23 protein-coding genes are annotated in these 23831 nt (G+C 68.7%); 10 read left to right on the top strand and 13 right to left on the bottom strand.

The window, feature by feature from the left end:
- Positions 1 to 9 precede the first annotated feature (9 nt).
- Complete coding sequence (locus AB0M15_RS16825; protein ID WP_363819037.1) at positions 10 to 576, top strand: GtrA family protein; 567 nt, start codon at positions 10 to 12, stop codon at positions 574 to 576.
- 130 nt (positions 577 to 706) lie between these two features.
- Here AB0M15_RS16825 and AB0M15_RS16830 read toward each other — a convergent pair whose 3' ends face one another.
- From AB0M15_RS16830 to AB0M15_RS16840, 3 genes are all read right to left on the bottom strand, one after another.
- On the bottom strand, positions 707 to 1561 hold the full coding sequence (locus tag AB0M15_RS16830; protein WP_363819040.1) for a hypothetical protein: 855 nt from the start codon (positions 1559 to 1561) through the stop codon (positions 707 to 709).
- Between the two features lie 85 nt (positions 1562 to 1646).
- The gene (locus AB0M15_RS16835) at positions 1647 to 2402 is read right to left on the bottom strand and encodes a class I SAM-dependent methyltransferase (RefSeq protein WP_363819042.1); all 756 of its coding nucleotides are present in this window, start codon (positions 2400 to 2402) and stop codon (positions 1647 to 1649) included.
- Positions 2403 to 2535: 133 nt separating this feature from the next.
- Positions 2536 to 3012 carry a cupin domain-containing protein gene (locus AB0M15_RS16840; protein ID WP_363819044.1) on the bottom strand — a complete coding sequence of 159 codons (477 nt, stop codon included), beginning with the start codon at positions 3010 to 3012 and terminating at the stop codon, positions 2536 to 2538.
- A gap of 100 nt (positions 3013 to 3112) precedes the next feature.
- Here AB0M15_RS16840 and AB0M15_RS16845 point away from each other — a divergent pair, with 100 nt between their 5' ends.
- The 5 genes from AB0M15_RS16845 (at position 3113) to AB0M15_RS16865 (ending at position 7411) form a co-directional block, all read left to right on the top strand.
- Positions 3113 to 4075, top strand: a complete 963-nt coding sequence (locus AB0M15_RS16845) for an aminoglycoside phosphotransferase family protein (RefSeq protein WP_363819047.1) — start codon at positions 3113 to 3115, stop codon at positions 4073 to 4075.
- Positions 4076 to 4141: 66 nt separating this feature from the next.
- Positions 4142 to 5020, top strand: coding sequence for a hypothetical protein (locus AB0M15_RS16850; RefSeq protein ID WP_363819049.1), 879 nt, complete (start codon positions 4142 to 4144; stop codon positions 5018 to 5020).
- 39 nt (positions 5021 to 5059) lie between these two features.
- On the top strand, positions 5060 to 5758 hold the full coding sequence (locus AB0M15_RS16855; protein ID WP_363819052.1) for a class I SAM-dependent methyltransferase: 699 nt from the start codon (positions 5060 to 5062) through the stop codon (positions 5756 to 5758).
- A gap of 32 nt (positions 5759 to 5790) precedes the next feature.
- Positions 5791 to 7002 carry a GNAT family N-acetyltransferase gene (locus AB0M15_RS16860; protein WP_363819055.1) on the top strand — a complete coding sequence of 404 codons (1212 nt, stop codon included), beginning with the start codon at positions 5791 to 5793 and terminating at the stop codon, positions 7000 to 7002.
- Positions 7003 to 7081: 79 nt separating this feature from the next.
- Entirely contained in the window at positions 7082 to 7411 is a 330-nt protein-coding gene (locus AB0M15_RS16865; RefSeq protein ID WP_363819058.1) for a hypothetical protein, read from the top strand.
- Here AB0M15_RS16865 and AB0M15_RS16870 read toward each other — a convergent pair.
- The 3 genes from AB0M15_RS16870 to AB0M15_RS16880 all read right to left on the bottom strand — a co-directional run bounded on the left by AB0M15_RS16870 (position 7405) and on the right by AB0M15_RS16880 (position 10962).
- Positions 7405 to 9546, bottom strand: a complete 2142-nt coding sequence (locus tag AB0M15_RS16870) for a tetratricopeptide repeat protein (protein ID WP_363819060.1) — start codon at positions 9544 to 9546, stop codon at positions 7405 to 7407. The genes AB0M15_RS16865 and AB0M15_RS16870 overlap by 7 nt on opposite strands.
- On the bottom strand, positions 9543 to 10277 hold the full coding sequence (locus AB0M15_RS16875; RefSeq protein WP_363819063.1) for an AfsR/SARP family transcriptional regulator: 735 nt from the start codon (positions 10275 to 10277) through the stop codon (positions 9543 to 9545). Before AB0M15_RS16875 ends, AB0M15_RS16870 begins: the two co-directional genes overlap by 4 nt.
- 64 nt (positions 10278 to 10341) lie before the next feature.
- Positions 10342 to 10962 (bottom strand): PH domain-containing protein, encoded by a 621-nt coding sequence (locus tag AB0M15_RS16880; protein WP_363819065.1) that lies wholly within the window; start codon positions 10960 to 10962, stop codon positions 10342 to 10344.
- Between the two features lie 148 nt (positions 10963 to 11110).
- Between AB0M15_RS16880 and AB0M15_RS16885 the strand changes: the two genes are divergently transcribed.
- Positions 11111 to 12511, top strand: a complete 1401-nt coding sequence (locus tag AB0M15_RS16885; protein ID WP_363819068.1) for an OFA family MFS transporter — start codon at positions 11111 to 11113, stop codon at positions 12509 to 12511.
- A gap of 93 nt (positions 12512 to 12604) precedes the next feature.
- Here AB0M15_RS16885 and AB0M15_RS16890 read toward each other — a convergent pair whose 3' ends face one another.
- The 3 genes from AB0M15_RS16890 to AB0M15_RS16900 all read right to left on the bottom strand — a co-directional run bounded on the left by AB0M15_RS16890 (position 12605) and on the right by AB0M15_RS16900 (position 16795).
- A complete protein-coding gene (locus AB0M15_RS16890) occupies positions 12605 to 13414 on the bottom strand; it encodes a biotin--[acetyl-CoA-carboxylase] ligase (protein ID WP_363819070.1) in 810 nt (269 codons plus the stop codon).
- The gene (locus AB0M15_RS16895) at positions 13414 to 16053 is read right to left on the bottom strand and encodes a phosphoenolpyruvate carboxylase (protein WP_363819072.1); all 2640 of its coding nucleotides are present in this window, start codon (positions 16051 to 16053) and stop codon (positions 13414 to 13416) included. Before AB0M15_RS16895 ends, AB0M15_RS16890 begins: the two co-directional genes overlap by 1 nt.
- Before the next feature lie 103 nt (positions 16054 to 16156).
- Positions 16157 to 16795, bottom strand: a complete 639-nt coding sequence (locus tag AB0M15_RS16900) for a TetR/AcrR family transcriptional regulator (protein WP_363819075.1) — start codon at positions 16793 to 16795, stop codon at positions 16157 to 16159.
- A 66-nt stretch (positions 16796 to 16861) separates the two neighbouring features.
- Between AB0M15_RS16900 and AB0M15_RS16905 the strand changes: the two genes are divergently transcribed.
- Positions 16862 to 17335, top strand: a complete 474-nt coding sequence (locus tag AB0M15_RS16905) for an SCP2 sterol-binding domain-containing protein (protein WP_363819078.1) — start codon at positions 16862 to 16864, stop codon at positions 17333 to 17335.
- A 1-nt stretch (position 17336) separates the two neighbouring features.
- On the opposite strand, the gene AB0M15_RS16910 is transcribed toward AB0M15_RS16905, so the two are convergent.
- Positions 17337 to 18404 carry a hypothetical protein gene (locus AB0M15_RS16910; RefSeq protein ID WP_363819080.1) on the bottom strand — a complete coding sequence of 356 codons (1068 nt, stop codon included), beginning with the start codon at positions 18402 to 18404 and terminating at the stop codon, positions 17337 to 17339.
- A gap of 1 nt (position 18405) precedes the next feature.
- Positions 18406 to 18816 (bottom strand): hypothetical protein, encoded by a 411-nt coding sequence (locus tag AB0M15_RS16915; RefSeq protein WP_363819082.1) that lies wholly within the window; start codon positions 18814 to 18816, stop codon positions 18406 to 18408.
- An 83-nt stretch (positions 18817 to 18899) separates the two neighbouring features.
- Here AB0M15_RS16915 and AB0M15_RS16920 point away from each other — a divergent pair, with 83 nt between their 5' ends.
- A complete protein-coding gene (locus tag AB0M15_RS16920; RefSeq protein ID WP_363819084.1) occupies positions 18900 to 20489 on the top strand; it encodes an acyl-CoA carboxylase subunit beta in 1590 nt (529 codons plus the stop codon).
- Between the two features lie 12 nt (positions 20490 to 20501).
- Complete coding sequence (locus AB0M15_RS16925; RefSeq protein ID WP_363819086.1) at positions 20502 to 20711, top strand: acyl-CoA carboxylase subunit epsilon; 210 nt, start codon at positions 20502 to 20504, stop codon at positions 20709 to 20711.
- Between the two features lie 195 nt (positions 20712 to 20906).
- Here the strand turns inward: AB0M15_RS16925 and AB0M15_RS16930 are convergent, their stop codons facing one another.
- Together AB0M15_RS16930 and AB0M15_RS16935 are read right to left on the bottom strand one after the other, a co-directional pair.
- Complete coding sequence (locus AB0M15_RS16930; protein WP_363819089.1) at positions 20907 to 22100, bottom strand: Maf family nucleotide pyrophosphatase; 1194 nt, start codon at positions 22098 to 22100, stop codon at positions 20907 to 20909.
- Positions 22101 to 22120: 20 nt separating this feature from the next.
- Entirely contained in the window at positions 22121 to 23812 is a 1692-nt protein-coding gene (locus tag AB0M15_RS16935) for a DUF885 domain-containing protein (protein ID WP_363819091.1), read from the bottom strand.
- Positions 23813 to 23831 lie beyond the last annotated feature (19 nt).

The raw sequence follows: 23831 nt of genomic DNA on the forward strand, positions 1-23831 counted from the left end.
CCAGGACCGTTGAAGATCGTCACAAAGCTGTACCGCCAGGTCGAGCACCTGGTGCACGAAGCGGCGAAGTTCGGTCTGGTCGGACTGCTCGGCCTGATCGTCGACCTGCCGATCTACAACTGGCTGGTCTTCGACAACCCGCTCGTGTTCGGTACGCCGGGTGACGGTGTCTTCCACCACAAGCCGCTGACCGCGAAGTTCATCTCGGTCACCGCCGCCACGATCGCGACGTACCTGGGCAACCGGCACTGGACCTGGCGGCACCGCGAGCGCACCGGCCTGCACCGCGAGTACGTCCTCTTCTTCGTCCTGAACGGCATCGGCCTGCTGATCGCCGCCGGCTGCCTCGGCTTCTCCCGCTACGTGCTCGACCTCCACAATGCGCTGGCCGACAACATCTCCGCCAACGTGATCGGCCTCGGACTCGGCACCCTGTTCCGCTTCTGGTCCTACCGCAAGTTCGTCTTCAAGGAAGAACTCGCCCTGGACGAGGCGGAACACAACCACCCCAAGGCCCCCGACACCCCGGCAGCCCTGGACGCAGACAACACCGGCGACATCCCCGTCATCCGCTGACCCCTACGCTCCCCACGCCAGGCTGAGCACGTTGCGAGGACCCGGCGCGCCCGGCTCGTTGAACCGCCGGAGCATCTTCTGTCGGGGCCGGCCACCGAAGATGTCGATCTGGCTGCCTGGTGCAGCCTCATCAACTGCGCTTGCGGCGGCGAACAGACCGGGCACGTGCTCGGAGGCGATCAGCGTGTTGGGGGTAGTGCTCGCGGTACCGGGCCTCGTCTCGGGCGGCCTTTTCCCTCGAGGCCTCATTGTGCCGGCGCAATTGCCGCACTCCCAGGACCGCTCCGACGAGCGCGGCGACGAGTCCGGCCCCTGCCAGTACGAAGCGGTAGGCCGCTTTGCCCGCGTCCTCGGCTTTTCGGCCCAACGACTTCGACTTCGCCGCGACCGGCTCCACATGAACCCTGATCTGCAAGGGATCGTTGGCGTACATGACGAGGTTGGACCGCGAGTCCAGAACGGACACCACCAGCGAGAACACGAAGTCCCCGGCCTGCGTTGGCTGTACCTGCCATGACCACACCGCAGGAGTAGCAGCGGTGACGACACGCTCTGCCGGCGTCACCGCAGTGAGGTCTTCGAAGCCCGGCGCGGTCAGATCGACCCGCACCCGAGGTCCGATGCTCTGCGGCACCCCGGTGCTGGTCGTCGGAGCGGTCGGGGTGGTCGAGCTGGTTACGCGCAGCGCATCACGAAGTTCCGCCGGACAACGCTCGGCCTGCAGACGTACTTCGATGAAGTCGTCGACCTTGCCTATCTCGCTGCGGTGGACCGCACCGGTGGTGACGCAGCCGCGCGTCAGTTCCGTAGGCCCGCGGTCGACCTGGTGCTGCGGGAACTTGAAGTTACGGGTGAGGAAGGCAATCCCGACGTAGAAGAGGCCGAGGACTACGAGCCCGACCACCGCTACACCCAAGGCATCCGTGGCGACCTGCCGTGCGCGGCTCCGCGGACGGCGTTGAGGCGGCGCTGGACCACGTTGCATGGGATCGATCATCCGGCCAGATGTTCGATAAGGCGAGCGGTGAACCCGGGCCCGCTGAGATGCGGGCTTTCCAATCCGCCAGAGGCTATACCTTGCTTGCCACCACCATGTAGTTCTCGGCCTCGGGGTTGTACGTGCTTCTTTCCGGAAGGAGTCCGACCTGGTGCAGCTCGGTTGTGAGGTCGTCGTATCGGTAGGGCCAGCACGACAGCAGTTCCGAGCGGACGAGAACCGGCCCAGTCGCATCGACTTGCGCGATCGCGATCTCGATGTGGTGCTCCTCCTCCCACTGTGACGCAATCTCCCAGCGGTAGATCACGACGGCGTCGCGACCGTTCCGGCGGACAAGATGGTCGCTGATGTCGAGCCGGGAACCTCTGGCCCGTACGAGTTCCCACGTGCGGGAGGTGAGTACCAAGCGGCCGCCGGTGCGCAGAAGCCGTGACATCGACTCCAGAGCGGCAACCCTGCCGCTCGTACCCACGGCATGGTGCAGCGAGTTGCCGACGCAGAACACCATGTCGAAGGTGCCGTCATCGAAGTGGTCGGGCAACTCTTGCCAGTCCGCCCGCACTGTCCGGACAGATGCCCCGAATTCCTCAGCCAGCTCCGCAGTCCGACGAACCATCGCTTCGCTGGCGTCAGTTGCGACCACCTGCAGGCCAAGACCGGCGAGGCCGACCGCCAACTGTCCGGTTCCACACGAACAGTCGAGGACGTCAGCGTTCGGCGGCAGCAGACTGACGACGTCGTCGAACGACGCAACGAACTCGGCCGGGGCCAGCTTCGCATCCGAGATAAGCCACTCGTACACCTCGGCAAGCTCGTTGTAGCTCGTCACAACTACTACCTCCGACACGGGACAGACTCACGGTCGCCATCAGTACATCAGCGGAGCAAGTCGCTTCACCAATGGTTTTGCAAGGGCAACCGCCCTGCAACGGGCGTTGGTCAAGCGCAGCGCTGCCAGTTCGCTAAAGCTGGTTGGGGAAGTAAGAGTCGTGCTTGTCGAGGAAGGCGGTGCGTTCCTCTGCGGTGATGTGGGCTATTTGTTCGAAGTACTCTTCGCGGGGAGCGCCCGGGGTGAACAGCAGGAGCATGTCTGCGGGGGCGTCGGAGTCGTTGCGGAAGGCATGTAAGCCGCCCTGTGGTACGTGCAGGAAGTCGCCCTCCTCCGCCTCGACCCATTTGTCGCCGTTGAACAGGCGGACCGTTCCGCCGAGGATGAAGAACGACTCCGAGATGCGGCGGTGGAAGTGTGTCGCCGGGCCGCCGGCGTGGGGTTTCATGAGGACGCGGTAGAGGCCGAACTCGCCGCGGGTGGTCTCGGTAGTCGCCAGGTAGTGGATGCCGTTGTCCGGCTCGCCGGTGTCGATCGGGGTGTTCGCCGGGCGGAACTGCGCGCTGACCTCGCCACCCTCACCGAAATAGACCTGGTCCGGATAGGACATGCAGAACCATCCTCTCTAGTGGGTACCAGACAGACAGAACAGCCCACGCGGATGTGACAGCCCAGGTGTCGGGAGAGGGGTAGAGAATAGGCTCGCGGTCATGACCGATCCGGTGCTACCGCGGACGTTGGCGGCTGCTGGGCTGCCTGCGAGCGGGCGCTTTGTTTCGAAGGCCGGCTGGGTCAGTCGGGTGTGGGTCGGCGACGAGTACGTCGTACGGCTGAACAACGGGCAGTTCCGCGACGCGTATCGCCACGAGGCTGCGGTCGTCGACCTGCTCGCCGGCAGCGAGGTGCCGCACGCCCGGCGCATCGCCCATGGCGACGGTCCGGATGGGCCGTGGTACATCTCCGAACGCCTGCCCGGCCGGACCCTGTACGACGCGTGGCCGGCGGCGGACTCGGATACCCGCCAAGCGATGATCGAGAGCCTCGGCGCTGCGTTGCGCGCACTCCACCGCGTTCCTGTCCCGGCCGATCTGATGCCACCCTGGCTGGTCGACGCGCTCGCCGGCAAGCCGTGGCCTGCGTTCCACCCGCCCGTGGTGAGCGCGACGCTCCAGCAGGTCGAGGCTGCCCGGCGATTGCCCGGTCATGACTCGCGCCTGCTCGCGGACGTCGCCGATTGGATCGAGGAGCGGCTGGATTTGTTCGCCGCGGACGACCCCGTCCTCGTCCATGGTGATCTCCACGGATCCAACGTGATCGTCGACCAAGGACGCGTCACCGGTCTGATCGACTTCGCGGAGGCGGTGGCTCAGCCGGCGGATGTCGAGCTCGACACCATCCTGCGCTGGTGCGCGAAGGCGCGAGAGTACCCACCCACACCCGACGAACAAGGGCTCGACGAGACCACACTCGCAGAGGTCCCCGGATGGCTGCACAGCGCGTACCCGGAGCTGTTCGAGCGCGAGCAACTGCGCGAGCGGTTGAACTTCTACGACATGTACGTCGAGCTCGCCATCTACGCACATCACCCCCAGCCTGAAATCCGCGAAGCGGCGCGGGACCGCGTAGGTCTCCTGCTTTCCGGCCAAAACCACCTGGATGAACTCGTCTGGTAGCAGCGGCCGGTGGCACGAGTCGTGGGTAGGGTTTCCTCTTCAGGCTGGGGCTGAAGGGGGATCGATATGAGCACGGTGGATCCGGCGGCGGAACGACGCGCGAAGCAGCAGCGGTACGTAGGGCAGCCGGGGATGCTCGTCGCGGCGGTTGTGTTCGCTGTGGTGCAGGTGGGGTGTGCGGCGGTGCTCGGCCTGGGCATCGGCGCGATGGCCGACTTCATCCGGCACTCGATCATCGACAGTGTCTTCGACGATCGGGACGTGTTTCCCGACTTCTGGGGACCGGCCACGATGGGCATCGCGCTGACCGTGGGCATCATCGGTACGATCGCGGCCGCCGGGCTGTCGAGTATGTTCCTGCAGCGGTACCGCGGGGGCGAGAAGCAGCCGTCGGTCCTTGCGCCGATCGGGCTCGTCGCCGTTGCCGTTGCCGTCACGATCCACGCGCAGAGCTGGACCGAGCCACTCGAGGTCGGGACGCAGATCGATCCGTCCTTCCACACCGACGAGGACTGGGGTGTCTTCTCCTGGATCGCGTACTACGCCGACATCTGGCTGCCGGCCCTGCTCATCGTCATCGCGGTGCTCGTGGTCTGGTACGCGATCAAGTACAACCGCCGCCTGCGCCTGCAGATCGCCAACCGGAACCGGCTGCTGACCCAGGGCCGCCGGGTGGCGGGCACGATCACCCAGGTCACTGTCGTGACGAGCCAGAACTCCGAGGGCCACAAGACGACCGTCGGCGCGGACATCGTGGTGAAGTTCACCGATGCCAACGGCACCGACCGCTGGGTGAAGCGGCGCAGCACCAACCGCTCCGCGATGCCCGGCCCGGGCGTCGCCCTGGTCCTGTTCGACCCGCTGCAGCCAGGCGACGAGAACTCGATCTTCGTCGCCTTCACCGCCGACCCGACCCCACCCGACTGGATCGGCACCGTCGCCTAGAGCCCATCGCCGTTCACCTGCCGACACAAGGAGCATTCGGTGCCGAAGACAGATTTCGACGAGTTCGCCGAGGCGTACTCCGCGGACAACGAGATCAACCTGCTCAACGGCCACTACGAACGACCGGCGATGGTGAACCTCGCCGGCGACGTGGCCGGCCGCCACATCCTCGAGGCCGGCTGTGGCTCCGCGCCGTTGCTGGCCGCGCTCCGTGACCGCGGCGCGATCGTGAGCGGCTTCGACCTGAGCGCCGGAATGATCGAACTGGCCCGCCGGAGGCTCGGCGAGGACGTCGAGCTGACCGTCGCCGATCTGGCCAAGCCGCTCCCGTACGACGATGCCGCCTTCGACGACGTCGTCGCCTCCCTCGTCCTGCACTACCTGCAGGACTGGACCGAGCCACTCGCCGAGCTCCGCCGGATCCTGAAGCCGGGCGGCCGCCTGATCATGTCGGTGAACCACCCGATCGTCTACACGGCGCTCAACCCCGACGGCCGGTACTTCGACACCGTCGAGTTCTCCTACGACGCCGAACACGCCGGCCGCACGGTCACCTACACGAACTGGCATCGCCCGCTTCACGCGATGGCGGACGCCTTCGCCGCGGCCGGCTTCCGGATCTCCCTCATCAGCGAGCCCCCGATCTCCCCCGACACCCCGCTCGAGCTCCGCCCACCGGGCGTCGACCACCCGGCCAAGATGATCTGCTTCATCTTCTTCGTCCTCGAGGCCTGCTGACTGTTGTCGGTGGGGCGTGTGAAGATGCGGGCATGAGCGACTTCACCGTGCGGGCGGCCGTTGGCGGGGACTACGAGGAACTGCGGAGTGTCTTCGCCGGGGCGATGATGTTCGAGCCGGGGGCGGACGAGTTCGGGCCGCAGATGTTCGAGCCGGAGCGGGCGCTGGTGGTGACCGACGGGGCGGCGATCGTGGGGACGACCCGGGCGTTGACGAGAGACCTGTCGGTGCCGGGCGCCGTCGTCCCGGCGGCGCATGTGACCGGCGTCGGGGTCAAGGCGACACATCGCAGGCGCGGGATCATGGCGGAGTTGATCAGCCGGCAGCTGCGCGAAGTACCGGAAGCCATTGCTGTGTTGTGGGCCAGCGAATCGGGGATCTACGGGCGGTTCGGGTATGCCGCGGCCGCGTGGGGACTGTCGTACGAGGTCGATCTGCACCGGGTCGGGCCCTCGAAGGTGAAGGCCCGTCCTGGCGAGATCAGTGAGTTGCCGGCTGAAGGTGCGATCAAGGAGCTGGCGCCGTTGCTGCAGGCGCTGCAGGAGCGGCGGCCGGGGGTGTCCGGGCGGTCCGATCTCAAGTGGCAGCAGCATCTGGAGGACAAGCCGGACGAGCGCGGTGGCAAGACAGCGCGGCAGATCCTGGTGCACCGCGACGAGAGCGGCACCATCGACGGGTATGCACTCTGGCGCGGCAAGATGCACTGGACCGCGACCGGCCCGGCAAACGAGGTACATCTGGAGGAGCTCGTCGCGCTCACCCCGAGGGCGTACCAAGCCCTTTGGCAGCACCTGCTGACGCTCGATCTGGCCGGCAGCCTCGAGTTCGGGTTCGCCGCCGTCGACGAGCCGCTCCAGCAGCTCGTCACCACCCCGACCGCCCTCAACCGGCGGGTCAGCGAATCCCTCTGGGTCCGGGTCACCGACGTCCCCCGCGCCCTCGAACAACGCCGGTACGCCGTTGCCGTCGATCTCGTCCTCGACGTCACCGACGAGCTGATCCCCGCCAACACCGGCCGCTTCCGCCTGACTGCCGACAGCCAGACGGCAAGCTGCGAGCCCACCGACGCCCCAGCCGACCTCAGCCTGTCAGTGACCGAGCTCGGCGCGACCTACCTGGGTGGCCGCCAACTGTCCGAGTACGCCGCCACCGGCCGCGTCACCGAGCACACCCCCGGAGCCCTGATCCAAGCCACCGCGGCCTTCAGCTGGCCGGTCGCCCCGCTCAGCCTGGAGATCTTCTGACCACCCCCTGTGTGCGCCGGCGTATGCGCCGGTGAACAACCATCTCCAGGAACACGCCGATTCCGCTCCTGGAGGTCCGATGTCTCTCACCCGAACGTTCCGTACCAGCCTCGCACTCGCCACCATCGGCGGCTCCGCCCTGGTGGCGATGACCGCGATCCCAGCGTCGGCCGCCATCGTCGGCAACTGCACGTACGGCTACAACCAATCGCAGCGCTGGGAGTCGGCGACCTGCTACGACGACAACTCGTCGTACTGGTACCTGCGCGCCGACTGCGAACGCCCCAACGGCATGATCACCCACCAGAACGGCAGCGCCGCCTACGGCCCGGGCAGCGGCACCTCGCACGTCCAGTGCCCGCTCAACACCTCGATCGCCGGCACCACGATCGTCCTGGTCAACTACTGAGAAGCCGGTACTACGCCCTGCCGGGTGGCGCGGACCTGTTCGTAATAGGCGCCGATCTCGGCCGCCAGCGTCTTGACCGTCGCCCGGCAGGCCGCCGCCTGCTCATGGTTGCCCTTGGCATCGAGTGTGAGGGCACTGTCGTTGAGGATCTCGACCTCCAGATAGCGGTCACTGTCCTTGCGGGCCAGCTCCACAGCCTCGTCGTGGTGAGTCGTGGCGGCCGACAGGTCGCCACGGGCCCGATCGAGGTTCGCAAGGTCGTTGAGAGCCCGGGCGAGCTCACGGTGACCCGTCGCGGCCATCACCTCCAGCACGGTGCGGAGGTGGTCGGCCGCTTCGTCGTACCGGCCGAGGCGGGTCAGAGCGGCTGCCACGGCCCGCCGGCCACTCAGTTGCCCCGGCTCGCTGCCCAGCGTGTGGCAAATCGTCACCGACGCCTGGTACCGCTCGAGGGCCTCCTGTGGCTTGCCGAGTCTCAGCAGCACCGATCCGAGGCTGTCCAGGGTGAGGTACTCGCCGTACGGGTCGCCCGCTTCGCGGTTGATCACGAGGGCCGCCTCGTACATCGAGCGAGCCTTCCGAAGCCGGCCCTGGACGAAGTCGAGCAACCCGATGTTGAGCAGGACATGGCCTTCGCTGACCCGGTTGCCGACCTCGCGCTGGATCGCGAGCGCCTGCACCTGGTACTCGAGTGCCGCCCACGGATCGCCGAGGATCCAGCACATCAGGCCGAGGTTCACCAGATTGCCGCCCTCCCCGATCCGGTCACCGGCCAGCCTGCTCAACCGGAGCGACTCCTCACTGAGTCGTCGCGCCTGCTGGTTGTCACCGTTCAGGTAGTAGGTCGCCCCGAGATGCTTGACCGCCGTCGCCTCGGCACCCGGGTCACGGCGAGCCCGCGCGGCCCTGCGCGCAGACCCGTGCAGCGCCATCGCCTCGACCCCGAAGCCCTTGACGAACATGTGCCGCCACACCGTGTCCGCCAGCAGCCCGGCTGAGTCCAGCTCGGTGTCAGCCCCGGTCAGGTCTGCTGCCAGGCCGGCCACGGCGACCAGCGTGGGCATCTCCGCCGCGAACCAGTCATCCGCCTCGGTCATGCCGCCGAACCGGGTTTCAAGACCGGCCGCGATCCTCGGCCTCCGGTCGAACTCCCCCGGATACAGCAGATCCATGGCCGCCGACGCGGTCCGGAGATAGTGACTGGTCAGCCGCGCCACCGCTTCCAGTTGCTGATCGGGTGCAGTCAGGTCCCGGGCATAGGCCCGCAGCAGGTCGTGCATGCCGTACCGACCGTCATCGACTGTCACCAGATGCGCCCTGTACAAGGCATCCAGCCAGTCAGCTGTCTCCGAAGGATCGGCATCCAGCAAGGCGGCTACCGCGGGCAGCGCAAGATCACGCGCCGGATGGGAACCCAGCAACCCGAAAGCCCTGGCAGGACCGGCAGGCAACGACTTCACCGACCAGGAGAACACCGACCGTACTGCGGTCGCCGGGTCGCCGCCCGCGGTCAGGCGATCCAGCCGGTGATGCTCGTCGGTCAAGGCGCTCACCAGCCCACGCAGCGATCCGGCGGAGCGTCCGACGACCAGCTCCGCCGCGATGCAGAGTGCTAGCGGCAGCTGGCCACACAGGTGGATCAGCTCGTCCGCCGCGGCCGGATCCTGCTCGATGGCACCGATAGCCATCGACTGCAGCAGACGCAGGCTGTCGTCGCGAGTCAGCACGTCCAGGTCGATCCGCCGGGCTCCGTCGCGAGCGACCAGTCCAGCCAATGCATCGCGACTAGTGACCAGTACGCCGCCAGTGCCCGGTAGGAGCGGTCTGACCTGGCTGATGTCACGAGCGTTGTCCAGGACGACCAGTACGCGGCGGGCTCCCAGCTCGGTGCGATAGCGGGCAGCCAGCTCAGTGAGCTCAGTCGGCTGGTCGGTGACTCCGAAGGCACGCAGAAAGCCCGCCAGCACCTCGGCGGGCTCCAGCGGCTGACCAGGGCCGTACCCGCGCAGATCGACGTACAGGCAGCCGTCCGGGTAGTCGGCGGCTGCGGCCCGGGCCCAGTGCACGGCCAGGGCGGTCTTGCCGACTCCCGCCATGCCGCTGACAACAGCCAGACCCGGCAGTACCTCACTCAACTCGTCCAGTGCGCTCTTGCGGCCGACCAGGTGTGGACCGGCGGTCGGCAGCTGACGAGGAGCCGCCGTGCTGGTCGGGACAGCGCGGGATCTCGTTGCTGGATCCGGCGCTGCAGGTCGATCGTCTGCGGGCTCGGCGCCACCCCGAGCTCGTCGTCCAGAATCCCTTGCAGGCGGCGGAATCCGGCCAACGCGTCAGCCTGCCGGCCGGACCGGTACTGCGCCAGCATCAGTAGCTGCCACCGGCGCTCACGCAGTGGCGTGCGCTCGACCAGGGCTTGCAGGTCGCTGATCAAGTCGGGATCGTCACCCGCCTCCAGGCGTGCGGCACACCAGTCCTCGGTGACGTCGAGGCGACGGTCCTCCAGCACCTGCGCCTCGATCCGCACCGCCTCGGGGATCGAGAGACCAGCCAGCACCGGCCCCCGCCAGAGCGCGAGCGCCCGACCGTACGCCGCCACGGCCGCGGCGCCGGTCAGGCCGCGAGCGAGTTCGATCTCGCGGCCGAATGCCAGGACGTCCAACTGGTCGGCCGCTGCCCGGAGTACATGGCCGTTGGGACCTGAGGTCAGCCAGCCGGGCAGCACCCGGCGGATGTCGGCGAGGTACGAGCGCAGGTTGGACTCGGCCGAGCGGGGTGGACTGCCGGGCCACAGCGCATCGACCAGCCAGTCCGTGGCCAGGGTGGTGTTGGCCCGCAACGCGAGCACGCCGAGCAGTTGGCGGCCCATCCGGCGGGACAACCTCGCCCCACCGGCTATCTGAAGCGGTCCGAGCACCCCCAGCGCTAACACATCAGCGGCGGTCGTTGTCGTCCGAGCTGAAGAGGGTTTCGCTGTCCGGCTCGTCCGAGGCCGGGCGGGGCTCGCGGCGGCGCTGGTGCTCCGGCGGGGCCTCGTCGTCGAGGATGCCGTCGCCGGGTTTGCCTTCGGGGCCGCCGAAGAGCAGGTCGGACATCTGCAGGTGCATGTGCTCCACGTGCGGTACGTCCGGCAGGACCACCTGGCCGCGCTCGCCGGCCGACTCGATCTGCAGCGTGCCGCAGCCGAGCAGGCGGTCGATGATGCCGTGCTCGTAGGAGACGTCGTTGATCCGCATCAGCGGGATGTCCCGGCCGGTCCGGGTCAGGATGCCGTGCCGGGTGATCAGGCGCCGGTTGGTCAGCGTGTAGGTCGAGAAGAACCAGTTCAGGAACGGCTTCGCGCCGAACACGATCAGCACCAGCAACGCGACCACGCCGATCGCGATCCGGGCCGGGGTCTGCAGACTGCCCTCCGGGATCACCGCGGCGAGGAACCCGCCACCGGCCGCCAGTACGAGCAGCAGGAACACCGGGAAGATCAGTGCCTTCCAGTGCGTCCGGGTGCTGACGACGATGTACTCGTCATCACCCAACAACTTCGCCGAGATCGCCATGTCCCCCAGTCTCACAGTTCCGGGGGCCGCTTGTCTGCGGGGGACACGATGATTGAACACTGCACAAAAAACTCTTCACAAACCGAATACCGTCGGCCAAGATGCCAAACGGGGTATTTGCTGGGGGCTATTACCTGAGGAGTCTGGGATGGGGTTCTTGTCCGTACTCGATCGCGAGCACACGATCGCGCCACCGGGTTACAGCCGCTGGCTGATCCCGCCGGCCGCGCTGGCCGTGCATCTGTGTATCGGCCAGGCGTACGCGACCAGCGTGTACAAGACGTCGATGATCAAGCACTTCGACGCCAGCCAGACCGCGATCGGCGTCACCTTCAGCATCGCGATCGTGATGCTCGGCCTGTCCGCCGCGATCGGCGGCACCTGGGTGGAGCGCAACGGCCCGCGCAAGTCGATGTTCGTCTCGGCCTGCTTCTGGAGCACCGGCTTCCTGGTAGGGGCCCTGGGCATCGGTACGACCCAGCTCTGGCTGGTCTATCTCGGGTACGGCGTGATCGGCGGGATCGGACTGGGCATCGGCTACATCTCCCCGGTCTCCACGTTGATCAAGTGGTTCCCGGACCGTCCGGGCCTGGCCACCGGCCTGGCGATCATGGGCTTCGGCGGCGGCGCGCTGGTCGCCAGCCCGCTCTCCCGCCAGCTGCTCAGCCTGTACGACGACGGCTACGACTCGAATGTCTCCACCTCGGTGGCCGGCGGCAGCGCGCTCGTCGCGTTGTTCCTGACGCTCGGCATCGGCTACTTCGTGATCATGATGTTCGGCGTCGTCAACATCCGGGTGCCCGCCGAGGGCTGGAAGCCGGACGGGTTCGATCCCTCGCAGGTGAAGGCGAAAGCCCTCGTCACCACTTCGAACGTGTCGGCCGCGAACGCGATCAAGACGCCGCAGTTCTGGCTGTTGTGGGTCGTCCTGCTCTGCAACGTGACGGCCGGCATCGGCATCCTCGAGCAGGCCAGCCCGATGATCCAGGACTTCTTCCGCGGTGACGTCGGCGGCAAGTCGACGGTCGCGGTCGGCGCGGCCGCCGGGTTCGTCGGACTGCTGTCGATCTTCAACATGGCCGGGCGATTCGCCTGGTCGAGCACCTCTGACGTGATCGGCCGCAAGCCGATCTACGCGTTGTACCTCGGTGTCGGCATCATCTTCTACCTGCTGCTGGCGACCGTCGGGCACAACAGCACCGCGCTCTTCGTCCTGTTCGCCGCGGTCATCCTGTCCTTCTACGGCGGCGGGTTCGCCACCGTACCGGCGTACCTGCGGGATCTCTTCGGGACCTACCAGGTCGGCGCGATCCACGGCCGGCTGCTGACCGCGTGGTCGGTCGCGGGGGTCGCGGGGCCGCTCATCATCAACGGATTCCTCGACCGGGAAGGCAAGCCGGGCACGCTGACGGCCGAGGCGTACCGGCCCGCGTTGTTCACCATGGTCGGGGTGCTGGCGGTCGGCTTCGTCGCCAACCTGCTGATCCGCCCGGTCGCCGACCGATTCCACGAGCCCAGCCAGACCACCGCAGCGGAGGCAGCGAAATGAACCAGACTCCCCGGCTCGTCATCTCCTGGGCCCTGGTCGCCGTCCTCCTCGGCTACGGCATCGTCCAGACGCTCATCACCGCAGCAAAGCTGTTTACTCAGTAGCCCGTAGATGCGTGACATCGCCGGCGGCCAGCGAACGTGGGCCGTCGGCGGTGAGCACCACCAGCCGACCATCGGCATCAAGGTCGGTAGCGGTGCCCTCGATGAATACCCCTCCGGGCAGTTCTACCCGCACCTGTCGCCCGAAAGTCGCAGACAGCTCGCGGTAGTCCGGCAGGATCACCTCTGGGTCGCCAGACGCCTGCACCCAAGCCTGGTAGCGAGTAGCCAGCTCCCGCAGCACAGCGGTCATCACCGTCGCGCGGTCAGTCGTCGCCGCGCCCTCCAAAGCAAGCGACGTAGCCACGTCGGTGGGCCGCTCATCTGCCTTGAGCGTCACATTGAGCCCGATGCCGACAATGGCGGCCGGTCCATCGATCCGCTCCAGCAAAATGCCCGCAAGCTTCCGGTCCTCGACCAGTACGTCGTTAGGCCACTTCACCTGCGCCGGGATCTCCCCCACTCGCCGTACTGCCGACGCAACCGCCAACGGCACCAGCAGTCCCAACCACGGCCACCGGTGAGCCGGTATGCCCGACGGGCGCAGCAAAGCCGACATGAGCAACGCAGAGCGCGCAGGAGTCGTCCACGTGCGCCCCAACCGCCCACGCCCCGACGACTGGTACTCCGCCGCCACCACTAGGCCCTCAGCAGCCCCCGAGCGGGCAGCAGCAGCCACGACGGCATTGGTCGACTCCGTCTCGGCCAATACGTCGACCTGACTCCACAACGAGTCAGGTCGTACCAGCCGCCCCTGCAGGTACTTCGCGTCGAGGGACGGCCGCTCCAGATCGCCGAACATCAGCCGGTGTTCTGCAGGCCGGCGGCAACTCCGGACACGGTCAGCAGGAGCAGGCGCCTGGTACGGACGATCTGCTCCTCGTCGAGCGACTCATCCGTCCGCAGGCTGCGGAGAGCCCGCAACTGCAGGTAGCTGAGCGCATCGACGTACGGGTTGCGCAGCTCGACCGCTCGGCCGAGGACCCGGCGGCCGCTGAGCAGCTTGTCGCCGCCGAGCACCTTGAGCACCCACTCGGTGGTCAGCTCGTGCTCGTCGAGCATCTGCTTGGTCAGGTCGGGCCGGTCGCCCAGCTCGAGGTAGCGGCCGAGGATGCGGCGGTCGGTCTTCGCCAGCGACATCTCGGCGTTCTCGAGCATCACCTGGAACAGCGGCCAGTTCTGGTTCGCGTCCTGCAGCACTGCGACGTCACCGACAGCCGAGAGCGCCGAGCCCAGGCCGTACCAACCGGGGGCGTTGACTCGGGCCTGCGACCAGGCGAAGACCCACGGGATCGCCCGCAGGTCCTCCAGCGAGGACACGGCGACACCGCGGCGAGCCGGCCGGGAGCCCAGCGGCAGCTGCCCGAGCTCCTCCAGCGGGGTGACCCGGCCGAACCACTCCGCGAACCCCTCAGCCCGGACGAGCCGGTGGTACGTCGTCCGGGAAGCCTCGTCCATGGTCTTCTCCACCACGGAGAAGCGCTCGGCCGCGACGACTGCCCGCTCCTCGATGCCAGGCGTGGAGGCGAGCAGCGTGGCTGCGGTGACCTGCTCGATGTGGCGCTGGGCGATCGCTGCGTTGCCATAGCGGGCGGGGATCGCCTCACCCTGCTCAGTGAGCTTGAACCGGCCGGAGACCGAGCCAGGCGCCTGAGCCAGTACTGCGCGGTTCGCGGGGCCTCCGCCACGGCCCAGCGCTCCACCACGGCCGTGGAACAGGGTCAGGCGGATCGCGTTGCGCTGGGCCCAGGCGGTGATCCGTGCCTGTGCGTCGTACAGGGCCAGGGTGGCCGAGACCGGCCCGACGTCCTTGGCGGAGTCGGAGTAGCCGAGCATGACTTCGAAGCGCCGGTCGTTGGCCGTCAGGCGGTGCCGAACCCGGGTGAGCTGGATCGCGTTGTCCAGCACCTCCACGGAGTTCTGCAGGTCCTCACCGGTCTCGAACAGCGGTACTACGTCCAGCTCGATCGGCCGGCCGTCCATGGCGGCGTCGGCCAGCTCGTAGACGGCGGCGAGGTCGCCTGCGTTGCGGGTGAAGGACACGACGTACCGGCGGCAGGCATCCGGGCCGAAGCGCTGCTGGATCTGGCCGATGACGCGCAGTGTGGCCAGCACCTCCTCGGTCTGATCGGAGAGCTCGCCACCGCTCAGTACTTCTTCCAGCGCCTTGGTGTGCACCGACGAGTGCTGCCGGACCTCCAGCTCGGCCAGGTGGAAGCCGAAGGAGGTCACCTGCCAGATGAGCTGCTGCAGCTCGCCGTACGCCTGTCGTAGCGCGCCTGCGCTGACCAGCGAGTCCTGCAGGACCTTCAGCTCGTGCAGGAAGTCAGCTGCTCGCGGGTAACCGAAGTCAGCGTCCCTGGCCCGGGTAGCGGCCAGCCGGCGGGCTGCGAGCAGCAGTAGCTGGCGATGCGGCTCGGACGGCGAGCGGGTCTCGATGTCGGAGATCAGCTCCGGGTTGACCGCACGGGCGTCCTCCAGGATCCGGCGGACCGGCGCGGAGGGCGGGGTGGTCTGCGAGTCCAGAGTGAGCGCCCGGCCGAGCTGGTCGGTCGCCTGCTCGAGCGCACGCAGTACGTGGTCGGCCTGGATCTGCATGGCTTCGCGGGTGATCGCCGCGGTGACGTTCGGGTTGCCGTCGCGGTCGCCGCCGATCCAGGAGCCGAGCCGGACGAAGGGCGCCACCACCGGCTGCTTCACCCCGGCGTCGTCACCGGCCAGCGCGTCGTCGAGGCGGCGGTAGACGTTCGCGACGACGTTGAACAGGGTCTCCTCGAAGACGGCCATCGCCGAGCGGACCTCGTCCAGCGGGGTCGGCCGGCTGGTCCGCAGCTGCGACGTACGCCAGAGGATGTCGACCTGCTCGATCAGGCGGCGCTGGTTCTCGGCCAGTTCGCTGTCACCCGCGCGGGGGTCGCTGCGCTCTTCCAGCAGTGCCGAGATGCGCCTGATGGTGGCCAGTGCGGCTCGCCGGCGGGCCTCGGTCGGGTGCGCGGTCAGTACTGGGCGGAACTCGAGTCCGTTGAGCAAGGCACGCGCCTGCTGCTCACCGGCTTCGGCGCCGATCTTCTCGACCGCTTGGGCCAGCTCCGAGACGGCCGGGGCGTCGCTGGAGCGGTCGCGCTCCCGTAGTACGCGGGCGCGGTGCAGCTCCTCGCTGAGGTTCGTGAGGTGGAAGTAGCAGGTGAAGGCGCGGGCGACGTCCTCGGCGCGTTCATGCGGCCAGGAGGCGACCAGGGCCTCGGCCCCGGCGCCGTCACCGGCGATGGTCAGCTCACGGAGCTTCTCGACGTCGTCGAGCAGCGGCTGACCCGCGTACTCGACCAGGACGCGGCCGAGCAGTTCGCCCAGCAGGCGGACGTCGGCGCGGAGCTCCTCGGGCACTTCGAAGCGTGCGCGGGTACGGGTACGGGCGTTCGCCTGACTGCCGGTCTCGGTCACGTTCGCCCACGATATCTGTGGCCGCGCTCTCTCGCCCGTCGGTCCGACTAGTGAGCGCCGATCGTGACCTAACGTGACGAAGGGTGGTGGTGACGCGACAGTATTAAATCGCTCGGAAGCCGCCGCCGACGACCTGGGAGACGGTCTTGGCGAGTTGGGCCGGCGTGCGGTCCGTGCCGTCGACGACGAGCATCCGGGCGCAGCTCTCGGTCATCGAGGCCAGCATCTCGGCCAGTACCGGGAGGTTGGCGTCGGGATCGGTGACACCCGGCAACGATTGCACGAGGGTCAGCCGCAGTCCCTCGACCAGGAACGCGCGGGCCGCCCGGACCCGGTCGGCGACGACGGGCGCTGCGCCGTACTGCGCTCCGAAGACGATCCGCCAGGACTGCGGGGACTTCGCCGCCGTCTCCAGGAACGCGGTGAGGCCTTCGAGCACGTGCTCCTCCGGCGTACCGACGGTCGGGTCGGCCGGCAGTGCGGCGACGATCGAGACGACCAGGTGCTGCTCCTCGCGGGCCAGCAGGGCGAGCAGCAGCTCGTCCCGGTTCGCGAAGGAGTCGTAGACGACGGGTTTGGTGACCCCGGCGGCCTCGGCGACGGACTGCATCGTCGTACCGGCGTAACCGCGCTCGGAGAAGACCTCGAGGGCCGCGTCCAGGATCAGCGGGCGCCGGCGCTCAGGACCCAGATGCGCGGCACGGCGGCGAGGTTCCGCAACCGGGTCTTCAGGGCTGACCACTTGACAAAGCTATCAGCTCGTAGGAAATTCCTACGGTCTGGTAGGAACTACCGGGGAGGTCGTCGAGTGGCCGAACGCGGTAGCGCCTTGTGGCTGGAGTCGAAGGATTTCACCGAGCTCGATGTCGGTGAGCTGGCCCGGCTGGTCGACCGGACCTCGGAGCGGGAGCTTCGGCATCGGCTCATCGGGGGAGTCCGAGAGATCGCGTTGCGCGAGATCTTTCGCCGGATGCCGGAGTACCTGCGTCCAGCCCGGGCCGAGGGCTTCGACGCGATCGTCGCCTGGCAGATCACCGGGGCCCGCGGTGGCGGCTTCGACGAGTTCCGGATCCGGGTCAGCGACGGCGCCTGCCGGCTGCTCACCGATCACACCGAGCCGCCCGCCATCTCGGTCCGCACCGACCCCGCCACCTTGCTGAAGATCGTCACCGGCAACGAGGACCCGGTGCTGGCCGTCCTCAAACAACGCCTCTCGGTCCGCGGCGACCTCGCCCTGGCCGCCCGGCTGACCAAACTCTTCGCCGTCGGACCGAACCCCTAGCTCACCGCTCAGGAGCCTCCGTACTACGCCCTGCCGGGCGCTCCCCCGCACGTCGAGCGCTCTCGGCCCCTCGCGCCGGCCGCGCCGCCCCAGCGGCCGGCGCCTGGCCACCCATCATCCGGCGCAGTCTCGCCACCTCCGGATCCTCCATGGCGACCGCGACCCGCGCGTCGTCGAAGGCCGCCTGCAGCTCGTACTCCGCCCCACGCCCCGGCCCCTGACGGAACCGCTCCTCGGCGTTCTGAACGGTCCGCACCAGCACCTCCGCCATCGCCTGCCCGCGCTTGGTGGCGACCGACCGCCGATTGACCGTCTTGTCCTCATTGAGCGGCCGCAGCTCGGTGAACGCCTTGTCGAGCTGTCCCCGCAACTGCAGCCGCACGGCGGCCTGATGCTCCGGCGGCACCAGCCGCGGCAGCTCCGAGTGCTCGAAGATCAGGTCCGCGGCCGCCCGCGCCTTGCCCGTCCGGGCTTCCCGGTTCATCACGCTCAGCACCTCGTCGCCGTCGAGCCCGATCTCGGCCCCGAGGTCGTCGGCGAACGCACGCGCGGCCGGATCCCAGCCCGGGTAGGTCCGCAACGTGTCCACCGACTTCAGCTGCAGCGCGAGATCACGCGGCAACGCCCGATCGATCAACGCGTCGGTCTTCGCCTGGCTCCAGGCCTCGTTGGTGCCCTCCTCGATCGGGGTGAAGTCCTTGAGGTGGATCTCGGCGAGCCGGTCGGCGAGCTGGTACTCCTCGGGAACCGCCAGATGACCGAACTCGTGCGCCACCACCTGGAACGCGCTCCGCCGCGCGATCAGCTGTTCCTCGGTCACCCGCTGACCACGCTGCTCGTACATCTCCCGCAGCGGCCGGACGACGGACTCCTCGCTGAGGTTCAGCTTGCCGTTGCCGTAGGCCTCACCCCGGACCGACTCCGCCGGATCCGTGTAGCCGAGCTCCCCGTTCCACAACGACTTGTCCGCGCCGGACTCGGCCAGGACAGCGGCCTGGATCCGCTCCCACAGCCCGTCGCCGACATCCGGTACCGCGGAATCGGCCCGCCGGCGCGGCTGCTCGGCCATCTCAGTCCGGGTCGACCGCGTGGACGATCTCGGCCAGCGGCTCGTTCAGGTTCAACGCGGCGAGCTTCTCGGCCAGCGTCGGCGCGGTGTCGGCGATCCGGGCGATCTCCCGCATCCCCTCCTCGGCCCGGGCCCGGCGCTCGGCCGGCGTACCGTCCGGGCCGGACGCCCGCAGCATCACGTCCCACGCCCGGCCGACCGTCTCGCTGTCCGGTCGGCGCGCCTCGGCGACCAGGTCGTCCATCGACTTCAGGTACCGGATCGCGCGCGCCCGCTGCTCCGCGCCGTCGACCGTCGAGGCCAGCTCGCGCAGCCGGGCGACGGCCACGGCCAGCTGCTCCGGGTCGGTGATCTCGGTGCCCCAGGCGGCGATGATCCGCCGGCGCTCGGCCTGGTACTCGTCGTACTCCACAGTAGGATCCTCGCATCCGGTGTGGTCATCGTCATTCAGGCGAACCGTTCACAGGCGCGCGCAGCCCGTTAGAGTGCCCGATTATGGGAGAGACCGTGAACATCCACACCACCGCCGGGAAGATCGCGGATCTGGAACACAGGCTCGACGAGGCTGTGCACGCCGGCTCCGAGCGCGCGGTGGAGAAACAGCACGCCCGCGGCAAGAAGACGGCCCGGGAGCGGATCGCGCTGCTGCTCGACGAGGGCTCGTTCTCCGAGCTGGACGAGTTCGCCCGGCACCGGTCGACCTCCTTCGGGATGGACGCCACCCGCCCGTACGGCGACGGCGTGGTGACCGGGTTCGGCACCATCGACGGCCGCCAGGTGTGCGTGTTCGCGCAGGACTTCACCGTCTTCGGCGGGTCGCTGGGTGAGGTGTTCGGCGAGAAGATCGTCAAGGTGATGGACCTGGCGATGAAGATCGGCTGCCCGCTGATCGGCATCAACGACTCCGGCGGCGCCCGGATCCAGGAAGGCGTCGTCAGCCTCGGCCTGTACGGCGAGATCTTCCGCCGCAACGTCCGTGCCTCGGGCGTCATCCCGCAGATCTCGCTGATCATGGGCCCGTGCGCGGGCGGCGCGGTCTACTCCCCGGCGGTCACCGACTTCACCGTGATGGTCGACGAGTCGTCGTACATGTTCATCACCGGCCCGGACGTGATCAAGACCGTCACCGGCGAGGACGTCACCCAGGAGGAGCTTGGCGGCGCCCGGACGCACAACACCAAGTCCGGCAACGCGCACTACCTGGGCAGCGACGAGGAGGACGCGATCGACTGGGTCAAGGCCCTGGTCGCGCATCTCCCGCAGAACAACCTCGAGGACCCGCCCGCGTTCGACTTCGACGCCGATCTCGAGGTCGGCGAGACGGACCTCGCGCTGGACACGCTGATCCCCGACTCGCCGAACCAGCCGTACGACATGCACGCCGTGATCGAAGCCGTGGTCGACGACGGCGAGTTCCTCGAAGTACAGGCCCTGTTCGCGCCGAACATCATCGTCGGCTTCGGCCGGGTCGAGGGCCGGCCGGTCGGCGTGGTCGCGAACCAGCCGATGCAGTTCGCCGGCACCCTCGACATCGACGCCTCCGAGAAGGCGGCCCGGTTCGTCCGCACCTGCGACGCGTTCAACGTGCCGATCCTGACCTTCGTCGACGTACCGGGCTTCCTGCCCGGCACCGACCAGGAGTGGAACGGCATCATCCGCCGCGGCGCCAAACTGATCTACGCGTACGCCGAGGCCACCGTCCCGATGATCACCACGATCACCCGCAAGGCCTACGGCGGCGCGTACGACGTGATGGGCTCGAAGCACCTCGGCGCCGACATCAACCTGGCCTGGCCGACCGCGCAGATCGCGGTGATGGGCGCGCAGGGCGCGGTCAACATCCTGCACCGCCGCGAACTCACCGCCGCCGCCGAGGCCGGCGAGGACATCGAGGCCCGCCGCCGGCAGTTCATCACCGAGTACGAGGACCACCTCGCCAACCCGTACATCGCGGCCGAACGCGGCTACGTCGACGCGGTCATCAAGCCCAGCGAGACCCGCGCCGAGATCATCCGCGCCCTCCGCCTGCTCCGCACCAAGCGCGACACCCTCCCGCCCAAGAAGCACGGCAACATCCCCCTGTGATCGGAGCCACCCATGTCTGACCCCGTACTACGAGTCACCAAGGGCGACCCCACCCCAGAGGAACTGGCCGCCCTCCTAGCCGTCGTCACCGCCCGCTCCACGGCCACTCCCGCACCCTCCCCGGAGCGCGACCGAGCCAGCGACTGGGCAACCTACTGGCGCAACCACACCCGCCCCCTCCACCCCGGCCCCGGCCGCTGGCGAGCCAGCGCCCACCCCTAACCCGTCAGATCGCGCGGCCGTGCGCCGCTGTGCGCGGTGCGCGGTGCGACCGCCGAGCCGCGCGCCGTCGCCGTGCGCCGCTGTGCGCGGTGCGCCGCTGTGCGCTGTGCGCGGTGCGACCGCCGGGTCGTGCGCCGTGGCTGTCGCCGTCCGGTGCGTCGTCGCCGTCCGCCGTGCGGCGTGAGGGTCAGGCGGTTAGCTGGCGGATCTGCGGAAGCGGATTAGGGGGTAGAGGGGGGTTGCGGTGTTGCCTCGGGGTGGGCCGGGGAAGGTTGTGGCGCCGTCCAGGTGGAGGCCGTGGTGGGCGGCTCGGGCTACCAGGAGGGGTAGGGCGTCCTCGGAGCGGTGGTTGTCGGGGGTGCGGCCGGCGGCGTAGCGGGTGGATTCGCGCTTTTCGGTGGTGGTGATGAAGACGCCGTCGGGGCGGAGTACCCGGGCGACCTCGGCGAGCACCTGGTCGCTGTCGTCGAGTAGATGCAGGAGCCAGATCGCGAGGACCGCGTCGCAGCGGCGGTCGGCGACGGGGAGTCGGGTGGCGTCTGCGGCGGCGACGTGGCCGGGGAGGCGGACGCGGGCGTGGTGGAGCATCGCGGTCGACAGGTCGAGGCCGTGGACGAGATTGCCTTGGGCAACCAGTTCGGCGGCGACGGTACCGGTGCCGACGGCCAGCTCCAGCACCCGTCCGCCCTTGGGCAGTAGCTCCTGGATGGCGTCGGCGGCCGCTTGTGCGCGTTGGGTGCCGCCACGCGTTTCGTCGTACCGGGCGGCTTCGGTCTCGTCGTACTCTAGTTTGCGGGAGGTCGCGGTCCACAGCGACGGCCAGTCGATGCCGACCTCGGCGAGCATCCGGCGGACCAACGGCAACGAGAGGCCGACGACGTTGTGGTAGTCGCCCTCGATGCCGGTGACGAACGGTCCGCCGAGCCCGTCGACGGTGAACGAGCCCGCGACGACCAGCGGCTCCCCGGTCGCGACGTACGCGTCGATCTCGGCCTCGGTGAGGTCGGCGAACCGGACCGTCGTGGAGGCGAGCTCGCGGAGCTCCTGCCGGGTGCGCGTGTCGAACAGGCAGTGGCCGGTGTGCAGTACGCCGGTACGCCCGCTCATCATCCGCAGACGCTCGCGGGCGACTTCCGGAGTACCGGGCTTGCCGTAGGCGACGCCGTCGATCTCCAGCACCGAGTCGCAGCCGAGCACGGTCGCGTGATCGGTCAGCGTGGAGACGACCGCGCGAGCCTTCAACACGGCAAGCGAGCGAGCCAGCTCACCCGGCGACTCGGCCGTGACGTTGTCCTCGTCGACGCCGGAGACGATCACCTCCGGCTCGACGCCCGCGCTGCGCAGGGTCTGCAGCCGGGCAGGTGACTGCGAGGCCAGAACGAATCTCACAGTGCCGCTCACCGGGCCGCTCACAGCTTCGCGAGGGCGCGACGGAGCGGATCCAGCCCGATCGAGCCCAGGTTGAGCGCGTCCCGGTGGAAGGTCTTGAGGTCGAAGGCGGCCCCCTTGCGCTGCTTGGCCTCGTCGCGCGCCTGCAGCCAGATCCGCTCGCCGACCTTGTACGACGGCGCCTGCCCCGGCCAGCCGAGGTAGCGGTTCAGCTCGGCTCGCAGGAACTCGGTCTCCATCCGCGAGTGCGCGCGCAGGAACTCGAACCCGAGCTCGGCGTTCCAGGTCTCGCCCGGACGCCAGCCGAACGGGTTGTCCCGCGGGACCGCCAGCTCCAGGTGCATACCGATGTCGATGATCACCCGGGCAGCGCGGAAGCCCTGCGCGTCGAGCATGCCGAGCCGGGCGCCGGGCTCTTCGAGGTAGCCGAGTTCTTCCATCAGGCGTTCGGCGTACAGGGCCCAGCCCTCGCCGTGGCCGGAGACCCAGCAGCCGAGCCGCAGCCAGCGGTTGAGCTGGTCGGTACGCAGCATCGTCTGGGCCACCTGGAGGTGATGCCCGGGCACGCCTTCGTGGTAGACGGTCGTCACCTCGCGCCAGGTGGCGAAGTCCTCGACGCCGGCCGGCACGGCCCACCACATCCGGCCCGGCCGGGTGGTCAGGTCCTCGCTCGGCGGGGTGTAGTAGATCGACCCGTCGGAGGTCGGCGCGATCATGCACTCGATCTGCTTGATCGAGTCCGGGATCTCGAAGTGGGTGCCGGCCAGCTCCTCGACGGCGGCGTCGGCGAGCTGCTGCATCCAGTCCCGGAACGCCTCCTTGCCGTGGATCTTGCGGGCCGGGTCGTTGTCGAGCAGCTCGGCGACGGCGCTGATGCTGCGGTCGCCACCGTTCAGCGAGGCCGCGATGGTCTGCATCTCGCCCTCGATCCGGGCCAGCTCCTGCCAGCCCCAGGCGTAGGTCTCCTCGAGATCGACGGCGGCGCCGAGGAAGCTGCGCGAGGCGAGCTGGTACACCTCCCGGCCGCACGCGTCCCGGTTCGGGGCCTGCGGCAACAAGTCCGTCGTCAGCCACTGGCCGAACTGGTCGTAGGCCTTGCGCGCCGAGGCGGCGGCAGCCTCGACGGTGGCCTTGATCGCGGTGTCCGGTGCCTTCGCGGCGAGCCCGGCGAAGAAGTCGTCACCCTCGGCGCCGGTCCAGCTGGCGATCCGCTCGGCCAGCACGTTGACCTGGCGCGCGGCGGACACCCGCCCGGCGGCGGCCTGCTCGATCAGGGTCTCGCGGAAGCCGTCCAGCGTCGTACCGACCAGGTTGAGCCGGATGGCGATCGTCTCCCAGTCGTCCTGGGTCTCGGTCGGCATCAGGTCGAAGGCCGAGCGGATGTCGACCGGCTTGCAGGAGATCGCGTTCAGCTGGTGCTGCGGCACACCTGCCTCGCCCTGCTCCAGCTCAAGTCCGATCCGCTCCAGCAGCGCGTCCCTGGCGGCTTCCTCCCGCGGCGACGACACCTGTACCGCGGAAGCCTCGGCGACCGTCCGGCGGTGCAGGTCGATCAGCGCCTCGAACCCGGCCGGCGAGTAGTCCGGCAGCTCGTGGTCGTGGCCGGGGATCCCCATAAAGGTCGCCTCGGTCGGGTCCAGCGCGGCGTACGCCTCGAGGAACCGCTCGGAGATCTGGTCGATCGGGCTGTTCGGTGGGGTGGTGTCCGTCACCAGGCCGACACTACCGCGC

Origin of the sequence: Kribbella sp. NPDC051718 (assembly GCF_040681515.1) — a bacterium.
GTDB lineage: Bacteria > Actinomycetota > Actinomycetes > Propionibacteriales > Kribbellaceae > Kribbella.

Bases quoted from the DNA above. Each gene is read 5' to 3' on its own strand.
- AB0M15_RS16830 (WP_363819040.1), bottom strand. From the start codon at position 1,561: ATGCAACGTGGTCCAGCGCCGCCTCAACGCCGTCCGCGGAGCCGCGCA.
- AB0M15_RS16840 (WP_363819044.1), bottom strand. From the start codon at position 3,012: ATGTCCTATCCGGACCAGGTCTATTTCGGTGAGGGTGGCGAGGTCAGC.
- AB0M15_RS16845 (WP_363819047.1), top strand. From the start codon at position 3,113: ATGACCGATCCGGTGCTACCGCGGACGTTGGCGGCTGCTGGGCTGCCT.
- AB0M15_RS16850 (WP_363819049.1), top strand. From the start codon at position 4,142: ATGAGCACGGTGGATCCGGCGGCGGAACGACGCGCGAAGCAGCAGCGG.
- AB0M15_RS16860 (WP_363819055.1), top strand. From the start codon at position 5,791: ATGAGCGACTTCACCGTGCGGGCGGCCGTTGGCGGGGACTACGAGGAA.
- AB0M15_RS16865 (WP_363819058.1), top strand. From the start codon at position 7,082: ATGTCTCTCACCCGAACGTTCCGTACCAGCCTCGCACTCGCCACCATC.
- AB0M15_RS16875 (WP_363819063.1), bottom strand. From the start codon at position 10,277: ATGGGCCGCCAACTGCTCGGCGTGCTCGCGTTGCGGGCCAACACCACC.
- AB0M15_RS16880 (WP_363819065.1), bottom strand. From the start codon at position 10,962: ATGGCGATCTCGGCGAAGTTGTTGGGTGATGACGAGTACATCGTCGTC.
- AB0M15_RS16885 (WP_363819068.1), top strand. From the start codon at position 11,111: ATGGGGTTCTTGTCCGTACTCGATCGCGAGCACACGATCGCGCCACCG.
- AB0M15_RS16890 (WP_363819070.1), bottom strand. From the start codon at position 13,414: ATGTTCGGCGATCTGGAGCGGCCGTCCCTCGACGCGAAGTACCTGCAG.
- AB0M15_RS16910 (WP_363819080.1), bottom strand. From the start codon at position 18,404: ATGGCCGAGCAGCCGCGCCGGCGGGCCGATTCCGCGGTACCGGATGTC.
- AB0M15_RS16920 (WP_363819084.1), top strand. From the start codon at position 18,900: ATGGGAGAGACCGTGAACATCCACACCACCGCCGGGAAGATCGCGGAT.
- AB0M15_RS16925 (WP_363819086.1), top strand. From the start codon at position 20,502: ATGTCTGACCCCGTACTACGAGTCACCAAGGGCGACCCCACCCCAGAG.